Genomic DNA, 17,193 nt, shown 5'->3' on the forward strand with positions numbered 1-17,193 from the left:
TCGGTGAGCTGGAGAAAATCCAATAAAATCAACGCTTGGAAATGATGCGGCCGTCAAAATCCTGGGTGAGACAGGGTGCTGTCACGTTCTCGCCACACCGGGCCCAAAAACGGCCCATCGGCTGCTTTTTTGCCCAGGATGAGCCCGAAGGAAGCTCTTGGGCGTCTTTCGCGCAGAAAAAAGCCCCGCGGCGGGACGAATCCGCGCCGGCGGGGCGACTTTTCTTGCGAGGGACGGTGTTTGTGGTCAGACGCCCGGCGTCGGCTCGGCGAGGGTCTCGCTCGCGTCGCCATTGCTCGGGGCTTCGACCGGCTCGGGTTCGGCGGAAAGGTCGAAGGCGGGACCCATCAGGGCCGCTCGCTGTTCCAGAACCGTGGCCGTGGCCTCGCACCGGGCTGGCAGCGTCCAGCTCATCCACTCTTGGGCCAGACGCGCCTTGGGCAGGTCGCTCGCCCGGCTCCAGGTGACACGGCCCCGACGGATGGCGTCGGCGCCGTGGGCGTTGATCGGCCGTGGGCTGGCCTTTTCGGCGGCTTCCATGGCGCGGCTGAACAGGGCGAGGTTCCTGGCGCTCAATTCATCGAGTTCGTCATAGACTCTGAGATCGTCGGCCAGGGACGACCCCGGCCGGCGGAAGGTGGTTTCGATGCGGGTGACTTCCGGCATCACCTGGTCGCGCAGACCCTTGTGGGCCGACAGGGCGCCGTAGCACCAGGCCACCAGGCCGTAGGGGTCCCGGGGCGCGCCGGGCGGGAATGCGGCCTCGGCTGTTTCGGTCGCCGCTTCGGGGGGCGCCGAGGCGATGGCTTCAGCGGCGTCGGTGTCTTGCGCCAGGAGCGCCAGGGCAAAAAGGAGCGGGGAAATCACGGAGAGTCACCTCGGAAGATCTTGGGTCAATCGGTCGGCGCCGGTCCGTATCCCCCGCCCCCGGGAGTCTGGATTTCGATGGCGTCGCCGGGCATGACCTGAATGGAAAAACAGCCCGGCAAGTCCTTTACCTCGCCCGCCGCAGTGATCAAAGCCTGCCGGCCAGGCTGGCCCGGGCCGCCGCCCTGGAGGCCCTGCGGCGCATTCGCCCTTCGGGTCGAGAGCAGGGCGGCCTCCATGGGACCGAGAAACCGCAGCCGCCGGACCACGCCATCCCCGCCCCGGTGGGCGCCCGCGCCCCCGGAGCCTGGGCGAAGGGCGAAGGTCTCGAGACGGACCGGATAGCGGCGCTCGAGGATTTCGGGGTCCGTCAGTCTGGAATTGGTCATGTGGGTGTGGACGCCGCTGGCCCCGTCGTGATCGGCGCTCGCCCCGGCCCCGCCGCAGATGGTCTCATAGTACTGCCGGCTCGCGTCGCCGAAGGTGAAGTTGTTCATGCTGCCCTGGGCGCAGGCCATGACGCCGAGCGCGGCATAGAGGGCGTCGACCACGTGCTGGCTGGTCTCCACATTGCCGGCCACCACCGCGGCCCCTGGCGCGGGATCGAGCATGGAGCCTCGCCGGGTGCGGATATCCAGGGGCGCCAGGCAGCCGGCGTTAAGGGGAATGTCGTCATCCACTAGGGTGCGGAAGACATAGAGGGCCGCCGCATCGACGATGGAGGCCGGGGCGTTGAAGTTGGTGCCCAGCTGGTCGGCGCTGTCGCGGAAATCCAGGGTGGCCGAGCCTGACGCAGCGTCCACCGAGGTGCGCACCACGATCCGGCCGCCGCCGTCCATGGGCAGGTCGGCATGGCCGTCGGTGAGATGGCCCAGGGCCCGGCGTACGGCGGCTGTAGCGTTCTCCTGAACGAAGCCCATATAGCGAACCACCAGGGCTGGCCCAAAGGCCTCGATCATCGCCGAGACGGCCTCGCCCCCGGCGCGACAGGCGGCGATCTGAGCCTTCAGGTCGGCGATGTTGCGGTCCGGCGCCCTTGCTGGCCAGGGGCCGGCCGCAAGCGCGGCGCGGACGTCAGCCTCGAGGAACTGGCCGTCCTGCATGATCGGCAGGGCGTCCAGCAAGACGCCTTCCTCGGCGATGGTGCGCGAGAAGGGCGGCATGGAGCCCGGCTGGATCCCGCCGATGTCCGCATGATGGCCGCGGGCCGCCACATAGAAGCTCGGCGCCTGGTCCGCACCGACGAAGATCGGCATGACCACGGTGATGTCGGGCAGATGGGTGCCCCCGGCATAGGGGTTGTTCAGGGCGAAGGCCTGGCCTGGGCGCAACACGGCATGACGGTCGCGCACGGCCCGCACGCTGGCGCCCATGGAGCCGAGATGGACGGGCATGTGCGGAGCGTTGGCCACCAGGCCGCCCTCGGGATCGAACAGGGCGCAGGAGAAGTCGAGCCGCTCCTTGATGTTCACCGAGTGCGCCGTCCGCTCCAGGGCCGCCCCCATGGCCTCGGCCACGCCCATGAAGCGGCGGTTGAACAGTTCGAGGGTGATCGGGTCGGCTTCGTCGGTCTCGGCCAGCGGTCGGCCGGCGTTCGCCCGCCCCTGCTGTTCGAGTTCGATCAGACCGTCAGCCCGCGCCATGGCCCGCCAGCCCGGCAGGACGGCGATCTGGGTGTCATCGCGCACGATCAGGGCCGGGCCGTCCTGGCGGGTGAGGGCGGCGGCCTCGATCACGGGAACCTGCTGCGGCGCGCCATCGACGACGAAGGCGGCCAGGCTCGCCGGCTCGCCGATCCTGGGGGCAAGGTCAGCCGAGGCGAGGGTGGCGGCGTCGGAGTCTCGGGCGGTCGCCTCGGCTTCGACGCTGGCGATCAGGATGGAGCGTTCGGCCTCGATGAAGCCGAACAGACGCTGGTGGGCGGCTTCGAAGGTCTGGCGCACGATCCCGGGCGGGCCGGGGGCCGCGGGCAGTTCGGCGTCCGCCCCATCATAGCGCAGGCGAAGGGTCACCCGCGTCTCGCCGTGCTCTGCGCCTTGCGCCTGAAGATCGGAGACGGCCTGGGCGCTCAGGCGTTCGGCCAAGGCCTCGGCGGCGGCAAGGCCGGCGTCGTCCAGCGGCGTCTCCAGCCCGGCCTGCCGCAGGGCGCTGACCTGGGCCTGGCCGATGCCGTAGGCCGACAGCAGGCTGCCGAAGCGGGGGCAGAGCACGCGGGTGACGCCCAGGGCCTCCGCCGTCTGGCACGCAACCTGGCCGGCGGCGCCGCCAAAGGCCACCAGCCCATGCTCACGCGGATCGAAGCCGCGCTCCGTGGAGATGCGGCGGATCGCCAGGGCCATCTGCTCGACGGCGATGGCGATGAAGCCCTCGGCGGCGGCCTCGGCGCTGGGGGCGCCCATGGCGACGGCGAGGTCTTCCAGGCGGCGGCGCGCGGCGTCCGGATCAAGCGGCGCATCGTTGTCGGGTCCGAAGACGGCGGGAAACCGCCGCGGGTCCAGGCGACCCAGCACCAGGTTGGCGTCGGTGACGGTCGCTGGCCCGCCGCGGCCATAGGCGGCCGGTCCTGGATCGGCGCCGGCGCTGTGCGGCCCCACCCGGGCGCGCAGGCCGTCAAAGGTGAGGATCGAGCCGCCGCCCGCCGCCACGGTCTCCACATCCAGCATCGGGCTGCGCAGGCGCACGCCGGCCACCTGGGCCTTGTCGCGGCGCTCCAGGCGCCCGGCATAGCGGCAGACATCGGTGGAGGTGCCGCCCATGTCGAAGCCCAGCACCGCCTTGGCCCCTGCCGCCTCCGCCGTGGCGGCCACGCCGACCACGCCGCCCGCGGGTCCCGAGGTGACGGCGTCGCGGCCGCGAAAGGCGCTGGCGGGAACCAGCGCCCCGGCCGAAGTCATGAAATAGAGCGGCGCGCCGGCCACGGCCTCGGCCACCTGGCGCACATAGGCCTGCAGCACCGGCGTCAGATAGGCGTCGGCCACGGTCGTCTCGGCCCGTGGCAGGAAGCGGGGCAGGGGCGAGACCTCATGGGAGAGGGCGACGAAGTCGAAGCCCGCCGCGGCCGCGAGTTCGCCTGCCCGGCCCTCGTGGGCGCCATTGAGGTCCGAATGCAAAAAGGCGATGGCCACGGCGGCGCAGCCCTGCGCCCGCGCCTCGGCCAGGACCTGTCGGACTTCATCCTCGTCCAGGGGGACGACGACCTCGCCCGCGGCGTCGAGGCGCTCGGTCACCTCGACGGCCAGGGCGTAGAGGGGCTCGGGCCGCACGATGTTCAGGGCGAAGAGATCGGGCCGCGTCTGGTCTCCCAGAACTAGGGCGTCGCCGAAGCCCCGCGTGGTCAGGAACAGGGTCGGCGCCCCGCGACGTTCCAGCAGGGCGTTGGTCGCCACCGTCGTGCCCATGCGGATGGCGCGGACCTGATCGGCCGGGAAGGGCGCGCCCGCCTCGGCGCCCAACACCCGGCGCATGGCCTCGACGGCGGCGTCGGCATAGGCTCCTGACGTCGACAACAGCTTGAGCGTACGGACCTCGCCATCGTCCCGGCGGGCGATCAGATCGGTGAACGTGCCGCCCCGATCGATCCAGAAGCTCCAGAGTCTGTCCAAAACTTAACCCGCCCCATGCTGGTTTGGCGTTGTCATCAGGACGCCTTCTTCCTAAGGCTTGTGGCATTAGACCAATGAGCTTCTGGCGCAAAATCGCTGGCCTTGCCGTCCGTCTCCCCGACGCGGCAGAGTGCCCCGACTGCCCTGCCGGCCTGCCGGGGCAGGATCCCGCGTTCTCGACCGCCGTCACCGCCCTGGGCGCCAAGCTGGCGCGGGCCGATGGCGAGGTGGGACGCGCGGAGTTCGACGCCTTTTCCGAAGTCTTCCAGTCCGACGAAGCCTCCCGGCCCAACATCCGGCGCCTCTATAATCTGGCCCGCCAGACCACCCGCGGTTTCGAGAGCTATGCGCGGCGTCTGTCGCGGCGCTATCGCAACTGCCCGCAGATTCTGGAGGACGTGCTGGACGGCCTCTTCCACATCGCCGCCTCCGATGGGGCGGTCAGCGATGATGAGCTCGCCTATCTCGAGCGCGTGGCTGAACTGTTTGGTTTTTCCGAACTGGTGTTCCGACGCCTGAAGGCGACGCATCTCGGCCTGGGCGCAGACGATCCCTATGCCGTGCTGGGCGCGCCGCACGACGCCAGCGACGACCAGCTGCGCGCGGCCTGGAAGATCGCCCTGATCGAGAACCACCCGGACCGCGCAAGATCCCGCGGCCTGCCCCAGGAATTCATCGAGGTCGCCGAGGCCAAGGCCAAGGCGATCAATTCGGCCTTCGAGGCGGCGATGCGCGAGCGGCGGGAAATGGCGCTGGTCGGCGCATAAGGCGTCATCCTCTCGCCACCTTCGCTTCGGAGATTGACGTTCGGGAGCGTTAGGCGAACATATTCGTTAGCTCCCCAGATGGAGCGACCAGAGGAGACCATGGCTCAGCAGGACCCCCAGGGCGGCAAGTCGGCCCTTCAACGCCTCACCGCGGCCGGCGGCGCGATCGCAGCGGCCATCGCGGTCGTGGCGGGCGTGGCCCTGGCCTTTGTTTTCGCCGCCACCGTGGTGGTCTTCGGGCTGGTCCTGAGCGCGCTGGTGGCCCTCGTGGCCCTGGCCGTCCGCGCCAGCCGTCTGGGTCGCCGCAAGTCGGGCGCCCCCGAAGACGACGGCATCATCGAAGCCCGCCATCTGGGCGGCCACAGCTGGGTCGCCTACGGCTGGAACGAGCGCGCCTAAGCCGCCTCTCTGAGCCGCTCGCACGCTATGGCGCTTGCCGGTCGTCTGACCGGCCTCTACCCTCGATTCAAACAATCGTTGGGAGACGAAGCGAATGATCGGCGTAGTGGCGACCCTCAAGGTCCAGGACGGCAAGGGCGACGAATTCGAGGCGGTCTTCAAGGACCTCATGGCTCAGGTGAAGGCCAACGAGCCGGGATGCCTGGCCTATCAGCTCACCAAGAGCCGCACCGAGCCGGGCACCTACAAGGTGCTCGAACTCTACGCCAACGAAGACGCCCTGAAGGCCCACGGCCAGAGCGAGTATTTCAAGGCGGCCGGCCCGAAGATGGGTCCCTGCCTCGCCGGCCGTCCGGAAATCGAATACCTCGACGCGGTCCAGTAGGCCGCCTCATGGCGCGATGACGGAGCCCGGGACCTTAGGCGAGGTCCCGGGCTTTCGCATGTCTGAGCCTCGATTGGGGCCGCTGACAGAATTTCTACAGTGACGGCTGGGCCGACATGTCCTTAGGGTCCGTCCGAACGAATGTTTGAATGGAGTTCCCATGGCCGTCGACGCCCTCTTCCGCCCCTTCAGCTACAAGGGCCTGCACCTCAAGAACCGCATCGTCATGGCGCCGATGACGCGGTCCTTCTCGCCGGGCGGGGTGGCGACGGACGAGGTCGCCCAGTACTACCGCCGTCGCGCCGAGGCCGATGTCGGTCTGATCATCTCCGAGGGCACGGGGGTCAACCGCCCGGCCTCGCTCAATGACAAGAACGTGCCGCGCTTCCATGGCGAGGCCGAGCTCGCCGCGTGGAAGCGGGTCATCGATTCCGTCCATGAGGTCGGCGGCAAGATGGCGCCCCAGCTCTGGCACGTGGGCGCCGTGCGCACCCGTGATCCGGAATGGACGCCGCCTGGCCCCTATGACAGCCCCTCGGGCCTGTCGCGTCCCGGCAAACAATTCGGCGAGGCGATGACCGACGAAGAGGTGGCTGACGCCATCGCCGCCTTCGCCCAGGCCGCCGCCGACGCCAAGGCGCTGGGCTTCGACGCCATCGAGCTGCACGGCGCCCACGGCTATCTGATCGACCAGTTCTTCTGGGACGGCACCAACGTCCGCGAGGACGCCTATGGCGCCAAGGACCTGCCCGGCCGCGCCCGCTTCGCCGCCGACATCCTGCGCGCCGTCCGCCAGGCGGTGGGGCCGGACTATCCGGTGATCATCCGGATCAGCCAGTGGAAGCAGCAGGACTACGACGTGAAGATGGCCGCCAATCCCAAGGAGATGGAGGCCTGGCTCGGCACGCTGACGGCGGCGGGCGCCGACATGCTGCACTGCTCGCAACGTCGCTTCTGGGAGCCGGAATTCGAAGGCTCCGACCTGAATTTCGCCGGCTGGGCCAAGAAGCTGACCGGCGTGCCGACCATCACCGTCGGCTCCGTCGGCCTTGATGGGGAATTCATCGCCGCCTTCGCCGGTGAGGGCTCGCAGCCGGCTTCGCTGGACAAGCTCATCGATCGGCTGGAACGGGACGAGTTCGATCTGGTGGGCGTCGGCCGCGCCCTGCTGCAGGACCCGGAATGGGCGAGAAAGGTCAAGGAAGGCCGCACGGCCGAACTGGCGCCCTTCGAGCGGGCCGCCATGGCCAAGCTCTACTGAGGCCACGCCTTGCTGAAGTTCGCAGACCCGGCGCTCGCCGCCGGGTCTGCAGAACCTCGATGATCAGGCGTTGTAGTTGAGCTTGAGGCCCGGCCGGGGCCAGCGGGCTTTGTAGAGCCTGCCGGTGGACGAGGCGGTGATCCAGGCGTCTCGCATGTCGGCGCCGCCGAAGCAGATGTTGGTCACGATCATGTCGGGCACTTCGAAGTGCTCCGTTTCCCCCGAGGGGTCGAAGGCGGTGACGCCGCCATTGATGATGGTCGCCACGCAGACCTTGCCGCCGGCCTCCACCGCCAGGCTGTCCAGCAACTGGTAGCCGGGCAGGTTGGCCACCACCCGGCCAGGCCCGAAGCCCGCCTGCGCCTTGAGCAGGCCCGGGGCCTCGATATCGAACGCCCAGAGCCGGCCAAGCTGGGTGTCGGCCAGATAGACCACGTCTTCGTCCGGGGAGAGGCCGACCCCGTTGGGCGAGATGAGATGGTCCCGCAGCCGGGTCACGTGGCTGCCGTCGGCCTTGGCGTAGTAGAGCGCCCCGTACTTGCGGCCCTCGGGCGTGGAGCAGCCGTGATCGCTGAACCAGAAGCCCCCCTGCCGGTCGAAAACCAGATCGTTGGGGCCGACGAACGGGCGGCCGTCACAGCTCTCATAGAGGGTGGTGAGCTCGCCGGTCTTCAGGTCGTAGCGCTGGATCATCCCGCCCTTATGGCTGGGCGGCGTCGGGCCGGGGATGGTCAGGCCGTCCTGCTGCGGCCAGGTGAAGGATCCGCCATTGTTGGTGATGTAGATCGCCCCGTCCGGGCCGATGGCCGCGCCATTGGGACCGCCGCCGGTCTCCACCAGGGTCTCGCGGCGTCCGTCAGGGGTGATGCGCGACAGGCGCTGGGCCTTGATCTCGGTCAGCACCACCGAGCCGTCGGCCATGGCGATCGGGCCTTCGGGAAATTCCAGGCCTTCGCAGACCAGTTCGATGTCCATGAGCGTCCTCCTCGTTTCTGTTTGAGGAAGAGTATGGCCGGCGCCGTGGCGTAAGGACCAGGGGGCTGCCAGGGCCTCAGCGGCGCTCGAGCACCCGCAGCACGAACGGATACTCGTCGTCCTCGCCGGCGGGATGGCGAACGGCGCTGACCTCGGTCCAGGCGGCCTCGTCGAAGGGGGCCAGGACCACGTCGCCCTCCACCTCGGCCTCCACCTCGGTCAGATAGATGCGCTGGGCGCGGGGCAGGGCCAGGGCGAACAGGGAGGCGCCGCCGATCACGCAGACCTCCTCGGCCCCGTCATCCTCGGCCATCTCCCGGCCAATCTGCACCGCCTCAGTGAAGTCTTCGCACACCAGGGCGTCCCGGGGCGCGAACGAACCGTCGCGGCTGAGCACGATGTTGGTGCGGCCGGGCAGGGGCTTCTTGGGCAGGCTGTCCCAGGTCTTGCGGCCCATGATCACCGGCTTACCGAGCGTCAGGGCGCGGAAATTGACCAGGTCGGTCTTCAGCCGCCAGGGCAGGCCCCCGTCGCGGCCGATGACGCCGTTGCGGGCGCGGGCGATGGGACCGGCGGTGAGGAGGATGCGAGCCATGCACCGGACCTAGAGCATGATGCGATCCGACGAAACCGTCTGATCGTTGAACCGTGCTCTAGACTCCACAGTTTGAGCGCGTTTCATCCGTAAAAGCCGGACGCCACTTTTACGGAACGCGCTCCCGCCGACCCCTGGCCCGCAGGGAAGCCTCAGGCCGCCGCCTCGCCGGACATGTCCATATGCATGACTTCCCAGACGTGGCCGTCGGGGTCCTGGAAGCTCACGCCATACATGGGCCCCATGTCGATGGCCGGAAGCCAGGGCTTGCCGCCGGCGGCCATGGCCTTGGCCAGCAGGCTGTCCACCTCTTCACGGCTGTCGGCCGACAGGCAGGTCAGCACCTCGGTGGCCTTGTGGGCGTCGCTGATCTCGCCCTTGATGAAGGTCCGGAACTTGTCGTGGGTCATGACCATGACGAAGACGTTCTCGTCGATGACGATGCAGGCAGCGGTCTCATCGCTGAAATCCGGATTGTGGCCGAATCCCAGGGCGGCGAAGAAGGCTTTTGAGGCTTCCACGTCGCGCACGGGCAGGTTGACGAAGATCATGCGCATGGGGGGTCTCCAACAGGGTTCGTGCTGAGGACGTCCGGCGTCCGCCGAACCCGACATGTGCGCCTGATAATATCGGTCGGGCCCGCAGCGGGGTGGGCCGGACCGCGCAGACCAGACCCGAACCTAGACGGCGATGGGCGCGGCGATCTTGTCGTGGGCCTTGTAGCCGGTGACCTTGAAGTCCTCGTAGTCGAAGGAAAACAGGTCGCGTTTGTCGGCGATGGTCAGGGTCGGGAAGGGGTAGGGCTCCCGCGTCAGCTGCTCGCGGGCCTGGTCCAGGTGGTTCAGATACAGGTGGGCGTCGCCGAGTGTGTGGACGAATTCCCCCGGCTCGAGCCCCGTCACCTTGGCCACCATCTGGGTCAGCAGGGCATAGCTGGCGATGTTGAACGGCACGCCCAGGAACACGTCGGCCGAACGCTGGTAGAGCTGGCAGGACAGCTTGCCGTCGGCCACGAAGAACTGGAACAGGCAGTGGCAGGGCGGCAGGGCCATGTCGTCCACATCGGCCGGGTTCCAGGCGCTGACAATATGCCGGCGCGAGTGCGGCGTGGTCTTCAGGCTCTCGACCACATTGGCCATCTGGTCGATCACCCGGCCGTCCGGCGCGGTCCAGGATCGCCACTGCTTGCCATAGACCGGGCCAAGCTCGCCGTCGGCGTTGGCCCATTCGTCCCAGATACTGACGCCCCGTTCCTGCAGCCAGCCGACATTGGTGTCGCCGCGCAGGAACCACAGCAGTTCCAGGATGATCGACTTGCGGTGCAGCTTCTTGGTGGTCAGCAGCGGAAAGCCCTGGGCCAGGTCGAACCGCATCTGGCGGCCGAACACGCCCAGCGTACCTGTCCCCGTCCGATCGCCCCGCTGGACGCCGGTCGCCAGGATGTCGGCCAGCAGGTCGAGATACTGCCGCTCCGGATGATCGGCGCGGGACGATGGCGGCGGGACGTGAGCGTTCACGGGCGAGCTTTCAGATCAGCGTCAGACGACGAGCCTCCCATGATTCGCCCAAGGCCTGGCCGGACGGCAAGGCCCGACCTCCGTCCATCCACAGCTCCCTCGCCGCGTTCAGCCCGCGAAGCCGCCCTCGTCGAGGAAGGCCTGCTCGCTGGGGGTCGTGCGGCGACCCAGGGCGGCGTTGCGGTGGGGGAAGCGCCCGAAGCGGACGATGATGTCCCGGTGCAGTTCGGCCCACTTCAGGGTGTCGGCGTCGCCGACGGCCTCATGGTGGGCGGCGCACAGGCGCACGGCCTCGTCCTGGTCTCCCATGTCCTCGGAATGCTCATAGGGAAGATAGAAGAACGGGCGCAGCTGCGCCTCGACAGCCTGGTCGTGGCCGGCCGAAATGGCGGCCCGCGCGATGAGACGCGCCTTGCCGTCGGTGGCGAAGGCGTGGCCGGAGTCCCGGAAGATGTTGCGGGGGATCTGGTCGAGGAGGATCAGCAGGGCCAGGGCGCCGACGGCGTCCTCGGCCCAGCCGTCGAGCTCGCCCCGGGCGGCGGCGTGGTGAGCGGCCTCGAAGTCGCGCGCCAGAGCCCGGTCAAAGGCCTCGTCCTTGGCGAACCACTTGGCCGGCCCGGCCTCCCGCCAGGTGTCGACCACCTGTTTGGCTGTCACGTCCATGGGGCTTCTCCAGTGTGGCTGGGGAGTGTCGGTGCGCCGGGCTTTCGACGCAAGCGGCCTTGAAGATGCAAAGAGAGCGCCCGCGTGACGTTGCGCCGCTTGACCTTTGCGCAAAAAAACGGTCGATAGCGCGGCCTTTGCCGCGGCGCCGTTGCTCGGTTCCGTGGTCGAACCCTGTCCCAGGAGAACAATCATGCGCGTCTACTATGATCGCGACGCCGACCTCGCCCGCATCCTGGACAAGAAGATCGCCATCGTAGGCTATGGCTCCCAGGGTCGCGCGCACGCGCTGAACCTCGTCGACTCCGGCGTGAAGAACGTTGTGGTCGCCCTGCGCCCCGGTTCGGCCACCGCCAAGAAGGTGGAAGCCGATGGCCTGAAGGTCATGACCGTCGCCGAAGCCGCCGCCTGGGCCGACGCCATGATGGTTCTCGCGCCGGACGAACTGCAGCGCGAGATCTACAATAACGAGATCGCCCCCAATATCCGTGACGGCGCGGCCCTGCTGTTCGCCCACGGTCTGAACGTGCACTTCAACCTGATCGAGCCCAAGACCTCCATCGACGTGCTGATGGTGGCGCCCAAGGGGCCCGGCCATACGGTGCGCGGCGAATACCAGAAGGGCGGCGGCGTGCCCTGCCTGATCGCCATCCACCAGAACCCGACCGGCAACGCCATGGACTTCGGCCTGGCCTATGCCTCGGCCATTGGCGGCGGTCGCTCTGGCGTGATCGAGACCACCTTCCGCGAAGAGTGCGAAACCGATCTGTTCGGCGAACAGGCCGTGCTCTGCGGCGGTCTGGTGGAGCTGATCCGCGCCGGTTTCGAAACCCTGGTCGAGGCCGGCTACGCGCCGGAAATGGCCTATTTCGAATGCCTCCACGAGGTGAAGCTGATCGTCGACCTCATCTACGAGGGCGGCATCGCCAACATGAACTACTCGATCTCCAACACCGCGGAGTACGGCGAGTACGTCACCGGCCCCCGCATCATCACGCCCGAGACCAAGGCCGAGATGAAGCGCGTGCTGGACGACATCCAGTCGGGCAAGTTCGTGCGGGACTTCATGGCCGAGAACATGGTCGGCCAACCGAGCTTCAAGGCCACCCGCCGCCGCGGTTCAGAGCATCAGATCGAGGAGGTGGGCCAACGCCTGCGCGCCATGATGCCCTGGATCACCAAGAACAAGCTGGTGGACACCGCGCGGAACTAAGCGCCGGCTCGGGCCACGGCCTGGACTTTATCGAGAAGAGCCCTCTTCCGTTCCGGGAGAGGGCTTTTTCGTGGGCCGTTAGTCGGCGGTGGTCTCGACCGCCTTGTAGCGGGCGACGATCACGTCGGACGCGTCGAAACGCTCTTTGGCCTGGGCCTTGGTCCTGGCCAGTTCCAGGTGCACGTGATCGGTCATGCCGCCGGGATAGCGGGTCTGCAGGGTGCGCGCCTTGCCGATGGGCGCGCCCAGGGCGACCACCTGTCCCTCTTTCACATCCGGATCGATGTAGAAGACGCGGGCCTCATAGCCGAGGGCCGGATTGGTGATCTCGACGAATTTCAGGCCAGGATCGCTGGCATAGGCCACGCCGATCTTGGTCACATAGCCAGAGATGGGCGCCTTGATGGTCTGGCCGGCCTCGGCGGTGTAGTCGACGCCCTCGTGGTGGCGGTGGCCGCCATCTCGCGAGGCGCCGAACGCGCCCGAGCCATAGGCGTCGAAGGTGCGCGGAGCCTGGCCCGTGGGATTGATGAAGTCGGCCGCGCCGTCGCCGTCCACATCGCGCCCTTCCCAGACAAGCTGGCGCGTGACCACGGGTTTGATGACGGGGCGGGGCCCGCGCATGGCGTCGAAGAGCGGCGCGGTGGCCTGAGCCTGGGACAGTTTCTGAACGATGCCGCCGGCGTTGGCCATGGCGCTGGTGGCCATGGTGGCGCAGAGCGTTGCGGCGGTGAGGGCGAACAGGCGGGTGGCCACGAAGCGCCCGTCCATGCGGGCGACCATCAGGTCAAGCGTCTTCAAACGTCTCGGTCTCTTTGATGCAGGCCCCAGGGAACTCGGGGCGAATTGATTTGTTATTGAGGCGAGGCTAGGGCCACCCAAGGGGGCGGCTCTGAGCCAGCCATGTCGCGCGTCTGCAGACTATAGGCCGCGAATGGGGCGCCCATGCGGCGCGTTGTCCCGTGGATTCAATCCCTTATGGTCACGCTTGCTCTAGAGCCAGGGCAGGTCCGCTTCGCCGCGCAGGACCGCCTCCGCCTCGACCGTGTGCTTGCTCGCCCCGTCCCGCGGATGGAGCACCAGCGCCGGCAGCAGGCGTAGCGGCGCCTTCCCGGTCTTGATCGCGCGCACGATCACCCGCTTGGCCGGGGCGTCGGCGAACGGATGGATGGGCCGCACCTGGAATGAGCCGGCGCTCTGGCCCAGCCCTGAGAGAATGTCGGCCAGACGGTCGGCCCGATGGATCAGGGTGATGCTGCCCCCCTCGCGAACCGCCTTCAGCAGGAAGGTCGTCCATGTCGCAAGGCCGCCCTCGGCCATCCAGGCCCCGCGTTTCTCCGCCATGGGCGCGCGCAGGGCTGTGGGGTCGTCGAAGAAGGGCGGATTGGACATCGCTGCGTCAAAGGTCGGCAGGCCCAGGGCGGCGAACCCGGCATTGATATCGCCGCTGATCGCCTCGACGCGGTCGGCCAGGTTGTTGAGCGTGGCGTTCTCGCGGGCCAGGGTCAGGGCCTCGGCGTCCCGCTCGATCCCTGTGAAGCGCGCGTCGGCCTGGCGCATGGCGGCGGCCATCAGCACGGCGCCGGCGCCGCATCCGGCCTCGATCACCCGCGCGCCGGGCGCGGCGTCGCAGGCCGCCGCCAGCAGGGCTGCGTCGAGCCCCGCACGATAGCCTCGGCTGGGTTGACGCAGGATCACACGGCCATCCAGGAGGCGGTTCTCCGTGGGTGGTTCGATCGGGACGGCGGGGAGCTCGGACATGAGCGGCTCCAGATGCGCGGGCGCGCCTTGACCGCCCCCTATCGCGTGACCATTGTCCGGACGCAACGGCGGCCCCGCAATGGGTCGTCCCATTTGGAGACCTTGTCGTGGACGCCGCCGCCGCAGACCCCCGGGCCAAGCCGGTCAGCCTAGATCATCTGCTGAAGCTCGCGGCCACGGACATGGCCGGGGTGGACAGCCTGATCCGCGACCGGATGCAGAGCCCCGTCTCGGTGATCCCGGCCCTGGCCGAGCACCTGATCGGCGGCTCGGCCAAACGCCTTCGCCCCCTGTTGACCGTGGCCGCCGCCCGCCTGGCCGGCTCGACCGAAGACCACTGCCGGAAGTTGGCGGCCGCGGTGGAGTTCATCCACACCGCGACCCTCCTGCATGACGACGTGGTGGATTCATCGGAGCTGCGCCGCGGCAAGGTGGCGGCGCATCTGATCTGGGGCGCGCCGTCCAGCGTCCTGGTGGGAGACTTCCTGTTCGCCCGGGCCTTCGAGCTGATGGTCGAGACCGGCTCCATGTCGGCCCTGGAGATCCTGGCCCGCGCCAGCCGGGTGATCGCCGAAGGCGAAGTGTTGCAGCTCACCCGCGCCCACGATCTGGACCTGGACGAGGCGGTCTATCTGCAGATCATCAAGGCCAAGACCGCCGAGCTGTTCGCCGCCGCGGCGGAGGCCGGGGGCGTCTGCGCCGGCGCCTCGCCCGAGCGCGCCGCGGCCCTGCGTCGCTACGGCCAGGAACTGGGCCTGGCCTTCCAGCTGGTCGACGACGCCCTGGACTATTCCGGCGCCAGCGACACCCTGGGCAAGAACCCGGGCGACGATTTCCGGGAAGGCAAGGCGACGCTGCCTCTGATCCTGGCGATCAAGCGCACCGGCGCCCAGGAGCGGACCTTCTGGATGCGCACCGTAGACGCCCGGGAGCAGACCGAGGCCGACTTCGAACGGGCCCGCACCCTGGTCCAGGACTCCGGCGCCCTTGAGGTCACCCTTGAGACGGCTGCCGGCTATGCCGAGAGCGCCAAGGCCGCTCTGGCGGTCTTTCCCGCCAGCGACTGGCGCGCGGCCATGGAAGATCTCGCCGACTTCGCCGTGGCCCGCCGCAGCTAGGCGCGCAGGTTTAAGTCAGCTTCCAGCGCCTGCCATATCCAGCAGGTTCAGGCGAATCCCGCCCGGCAGCTCCATGTCGCCGGGGCGGAAGCCTTCGGGGCAGGCGCCCTGCCAGGCGCTCTCGATATTGACCTCGCGGGTCCCGTTCATCTGCGGCGCCTCGGCGCCCACGGTCGAACTCTGCGCCTTGACGACGTAGCGCGTGTCGAAGTCGCCGGTCGCGACGCCAGAGGTGGTGGTCTTGCCGCCTGAGCCCATGTCGCAGACCGAGGAAAACTGCCAGCCCCCGTCGGCCCGGCGGGTGACGAGGTTCTTCTCGCAGCCCTCAGTGGTGGCCTGCTGACCCCACCAGCCCAGCCGCTGCTCCAGGGCCTCGTCGATACAGATGCGGCTCACCTGGACCATGCCTTCGGTGGAGACGCGCTGCTCCCAGAGGCCGGGCTTGCGCTGGGGCGCAGCCGGCGCCGTGGCTTGATCGCTGGCCGCAGAGCCCGGCTCCGCAGGTCCGGCGGCTTCGGACGCCGGTTCCTGCGCCCCGTCGCCATTGCGGTTACAGGCGGTCAGGGCCAGCACAGCGAGGCCGACGCCCATCATAGTTGAAAGCCTGCGCATCTTTCCCATCTCCCCTGAAGCCGCCATCGTCCCAGGCTTAGCCGGGATCGAAACCGGGGTTAAGTCCGTTTGGGAGGGCATGATGAGCCAACTGAGAAACAATACCGAGGCCGCCCGCTACGAAATGGACGAGCAGGGCGAGACCTCCTGGGCCGACTATCGCCTGCAGGGCGAGCGGCTCTATATCGACCATGTGGAAAGTCCGCCGGCCCTTCGGGGCACGGGCGCCGCGGGACGCCTTATGAAGGCGCTGGCGCAGGACGCCCGGGATCGGGGCCTGAAGATCACCCCGATCTGCGGCTATGCCTCGGCCTGGCTGCGCCGCAGCCCTGAGTTCAAGGACCTGGTGTCATGAGTGATAAGGACAGACCCGCAGATCCCCCGCGGGAGCCCGGCTCGGACGCCGATCAGCGTCGCCGAGACCTCGAAAACAACCCGGCCCTCAGCCCGGTGGGACCGCAGGGCGGGGCGGCTATCGCCCCACTGCGCCGGAAGGCCGAAGACAAGGGCGACTGAGAACAAGGGCGACTGAGAAACAGAAACGGCCCTCCCATGACAGGAGGGCCGTTTGTCGTCGATCACCTAAGGCGTTCGCCCTAGCCGGCGCGGGCCATGATGGCTTCCAGAGCCTGAGCCTTGACCTCGGCGTCCTCTGTCAGGCGCCGGGCGATCTCGCGGACGCCGGGCGGATAGAACTCGCCGCCGCCGGCGATTTCGGCGCTCAGCCGCTCGACATCGTTAAGGGCCGCTTCAAGGGCGCGCACATGCTCGCCCACGAGGCTGCGGGCCTCCGCTTGCAGCCGGCGCACGCGCTCGGCCACCGCCGTATCTGAATTCGTCCGTTCGACAGTCGCCACCTTACCGCTGGCGGCCACCACACTGAGAGACGGTGACATGGATCACCTCATTCTATTGTTGGTGGAGTTGCGGCGAGCCGAGAAGACGTCTCGCCAAAACCAACCCCTGATCTGAAGCATCTACGAATGGCGAAGCCGGAAGTTCCGTCGCCGCCGTCGTCAGATCTTCATGTGGGGCTTTTCGGTCACGGTGTGAGAGGTGGAGAGGTCGAAAAAAGCTAGGCCTCCTATCAGCAGACCTGAGCCCTAGCGTCCTGGGTGCCCTGCATCTCCAAGGAGGGGCGGTAAGCCGAGAGCGGTCAGGACTCTTGAGCAACCATTTTGAGCGAACTCTATGGAATCCGAATCATTGTGGTTTGTCGGGAATCGGCAGAATCCCGTACCCAGGTCCACTGATGGTGTGAAAGCCGGTGGATATCCCAATATGTAGTGGCTAATCCCGCCTTGACTCCCGGCGGAGCAAGAGTCATGCCTTAACTACACAGCCCACCAAATGGCGAAGCCGCCGGGTCTGGTACACCCGACGGCTTCAATGCGATGGGCTCCTGCAATCCACTGGCTTGAGGGTGCAGGGACCGTTCGCGTGCACGGCAGTTTGTCT

At 68.1% G+C, this 17,193-nt stretch carries 19 protein-coding genes; 8 read left to right on the top strand and 11 right to left on the bottom strand.

The annotated features are described in order from the left end of the window. Nucleotides 1-246: 246 nt before the first annotated feature. Together Q8L83_RS01985 and Q8L83_RS01990 are read right to left on the bottom strand one after the other, a co-directional pair. The gene (locus tag Q8L83_RS01985; protein ID WP_305284469.1) at nucleotides 247-867 is read right to left on the bottom strand and encodes a hypothetical protein; all 621 of its coding nucleotides are present in this window, start codon (nucleotides 865-867) and stop codon (nucleotides 247-249) included. 26 nt (nucleotides 868-893) lie between these two features. Further along, the gene (locus tag Q8L83_RS01990; protein WP_305284470.1) at nucleotides 894-4,469 is read right to left on the bottom strand and encodes a hydantoinase B/oxoprolinase family protein; all 3,576 of its coding nucleotides are present in this window, start codon (nucleotides 4,467-4,469) and stop codon (nucleotides 894-896) included. A gap of 74 nt (nucleotides 4,470-4,543) precedes the next feature. Between Q8L83_RS01990 and Q8L83_RS01995 the strand changes: the two genes are divergently transcribed. From Q8L83_RS01995 to Q8L83_RS02010, 4 genes are all read left to right on the top strand, one after another. Next, nucleotides 4,544-5,236, top strand: coding sequence for a DnaJ family molecular chaperone (locus tag Q8L83_RS01995; RefSeq protein WP_305284471.1), 693 nt, complete (start codon nucleotides 4,544-4,546; stop codon nucleotides 5,234-5,236). Nucleotides 5,237-5,335: 99 nt separating this feature from the next. After that, the gene (locus tag Q8L83_RS02000) at nucleotides 5,336-5,635 is read left to right on the top strand and encodes a hypothetical protein (protein WP_305284472.1); all 300 of its coding nucleotides are present in this window, start codon (nucleotides 5,336-5,338) and stop codon (nucleotides 5,633-5,635) included. A 94-nt stretch (nucleotides 5,636-5,729) separates the two neighbouring features. Continuing rightward, nucleotides 5,730-6,020 carry a putative quinol monooxygenase gene (locus tag Q8L83_RS02005; protein ID WP_300575319.1) on the top strand — a complete coding sequence of 97 codons (291 nt, stop codon included), beginning with the start codon at nucleotides 5,730-5,732 and terminating at the stop codon, nucleotides 6,018-6,020. A gap of 160 nt (nucleotides 6,021-6,180) precedes the next feature. Beyond that, nucleotides 6,181-7,281: an NADH:flavin oxidoreductase gene (locus Q8L83_RS02010; RefSeq protein ID WP_305284473.1), complete on the top strand. Its 1,101-nt coding sequence runs from the start codon at nucleotides 6,181-6,183 to the stop codon at nucleotides 7,279-7,281. Nucleotides 7,282-7,344: 63 nt separating this feature from the next. On the opposite strand, the gene Q8L83_RS02015 is transcribed toward Q8L83_RS02010, so the two are convergent. The 5 genes from Q8L83_RS02015 to Q8L83_RS02035 all read right to left on the bottom strand — a co-directional run bounded on the left by Q8L83_RS02015 (nucleotide 7,345) and on the right by Q8L83_RS02035 (nucleotide 11,031). After that, nucleotides 7,345-8,256, bottom strand: a complete 912-nt coding sequence (locus Q8L83_RS02015) for an SMP-30/gluconolactonase/LRE family protein (RefSeq protein ID WP_305284474.1) — start codon at nucleotides 8,254-8,256, stop codon at nucleotides 7,345-7,347. 76 nt (nucleotides 8,257-8,332) lie between these two features. After that, on the bottom strand, nucleotides 8,333-8,851 hold the full coding sequence (locus tag Q8L83_RS02020) for a dihydrofolate reductase (protein ID WP_305284475.1): 519 nt from the start codon (nucleotides 8,849-8,851) through the stop codon (nucleotides 8,333-8,335). A 152-nt stretch (nucleotides 8,852-9,003) separates the two neighbouring features. Continuing rightward, a complete protein-coding gene (locus tag Q8L83_RS02025; RefSeq protein ID WP_305284476.1) occupies nucleotides 9,004-9,408 on the bottom strand; it encodes a VOC family protein in 405 nt (134 codons plus the stop codon). Nucleotides 9,409-9,531: 123 nt separating this feature from the next. Further along, nucleotides 9,532-10,368 carry a thymidylate synthase gene (locus Q8L83_RS02030; protein WP_305284477.1) on the bottom strand — a complete coding sequence of 279 codons (837 nt, stop codon included), beginning with the start codon at nucleotides 10,366-10,368 and terminating at the stop codon, nucleotides 9,532-9,534. A gap of 108 nt (nucleotides 10,369-10,476) precedes the next feature. Further along, nucleotides 10,477-11,031: a DUF924 family protein gene (locus tag Q8L83_RS02035; RefSeq protein ID WP_305284478.1), complete on the bottom strand. Its 555-nt coding sequence runs from the start codon at nucleotides 11,029-11,031 to the stop codon at nucleotides 10,477-10,479. A 193-nt stretch (nucleotides 11,032-11,224) separates the two neighbouring features. Between Q8L83_RS02035 and ilvC the strand changes: the two genes are divergently transcribed. Then, nucleotides 11,225-12,244 carry a ketol-acid reductoisomerase gene (gene ilvC, locus Q8L83_RS02040; protein ID WP_305284479.1) on the top strand — a complete coding sequence of 340 codons (1,020 nt, stop codon included), beginning with the start codon at nucleotides 11,225-11,227 and terminating at the stop codon, nucleotides 12,242-12,244. A gap of 78 nt (nucleotides 12,245-12,322) precedes the next feature. On the opposite strand, the gene Q8L83_RS02045 is transcribed toward ilvC, so the two are convergent. Together Q8L83_RS02045 and Q8L83_RS02050 are read right to left on the bottom strand one after the other, a co-directional pair. Then, nucleotides 12,323-13,045: a M23 family metallopeptidase gene (locus Q8L83_RS02045; RefSeq protein WP_305284480.1), complete on the bottom strand. Its 723-nt coding sequence runs from the start codon at nucleotides 13,043-13,045 to the stop codon at nucleotides 12,323-12,325. A gap of 192 nt (nucleotides 13,046-13,237) precedes the next feature. Continuing rightward, the gene (locus Q8L83_RS02050) at nucleotides 13,238-14,005 is read right to left on the bottom strand and encodes a tRNA1(Val) (adenine(37)-N6)-methyltransferase (RefSeq protein WP_305284481.1); all 768 of its coding nucleotides are present in this window, start codon (nucleotides 14,003-14,005) and stop codon (nucleotides 13,238-13,240) included. Between the two features lie 107 nt (nucleotides 14,006-14,112). Between Q8L83_RS02050 and Q8L83_RS02055 the strand changes: the two genes are divergently transcribed. Beyond that, a complete protein-coding gene (locus Q8L83_RS02055; RefSeq protein WP_305284482.1) occupies nucleotides 14,113-15,123 on the top strand; it encodes a polyprenyl synthetase family protein in 1,011 nt (336 codons plus the stop codon). A gap of 15 nt (nucleotides 15,124-15,138) precedes the next feature. Here Q8L83_RS02055 and Q8L83_RS02060 read toward each other — a convergent pair whose 3' ends face one another. Continuing rightward, complete coding sequence (locus Q8L83_RS02060) at nucleotides 15,139-15,735, bottom strand: DUF3617 family protein (RefSeq protein WP_305284483.1); 597 nt, start codon at nucleotides 15,733-15,735, stop codon at nucleotides 15,139-15,141. A 79-nt stretch (nucleotides 15,736-15,814) separates the two neighbouring features. On the opposite strand from Q8L83_RS02060, the gene Q8L83_RS02065 reads away from it, so the two are divergent. Both Q8L83_RS02065 and Q8L83_RS02070 read left to right on the top strand, forming a co-directional pair. Beyond that, nucleotides 15,815-16,090 (top strand): GNAT family N-acetyltransferase, encoded by a 276-nt coding sequence (locus Q8L83_RS02065; protein WP_370868337.1) that lies wholly within the window; start codon nucleotides 15,815-15,817, stop codon nucleotides 16,088-16,090. Next, on the top strand, nucleotides 16,087-16,251 hold the full coding sequence (locus Q8L83_RS02070; RefSeq protein WP_305284485.1) for a hypothetical protein: 165 nt from the start codon (nucleotides 16,087-16,089) through the stop codon (nucleotides 16,249-16,251). Before Q8L83_RS02065 ends, Q8L83_RS02070 begins: the two co-directional genes overlap by 4 nt. Nucleotides 16,252-16,331: 80 nt before the next feature. Here Q8L83_RS02070 and Q8L83_RS02075 read toward each other — a convergent pair whose 3' ends face one another. Beyond that, a complete protein-coding gene (locus Q8L83_RS02075) occupies nucleotides 16,332-16,631 on the bottom strand; it encodes a hypothetical protein (protein ID WP_305284486.1) in 300 nt (99 codons plus the stop codon). Between the last annotated feature and the right edge of the window lie 562 nt (nucleotides 16,632-17,193).

The sequence above is a fragment of the Phenylobacterium sp. genome (genome assembly GCF_030680185.1).
Lineage (GTDB): Bacteria > Pseudomonadota > Alphaproteobacteria > Caulobacterales > Caulobacteraceae > Phenylobacterium.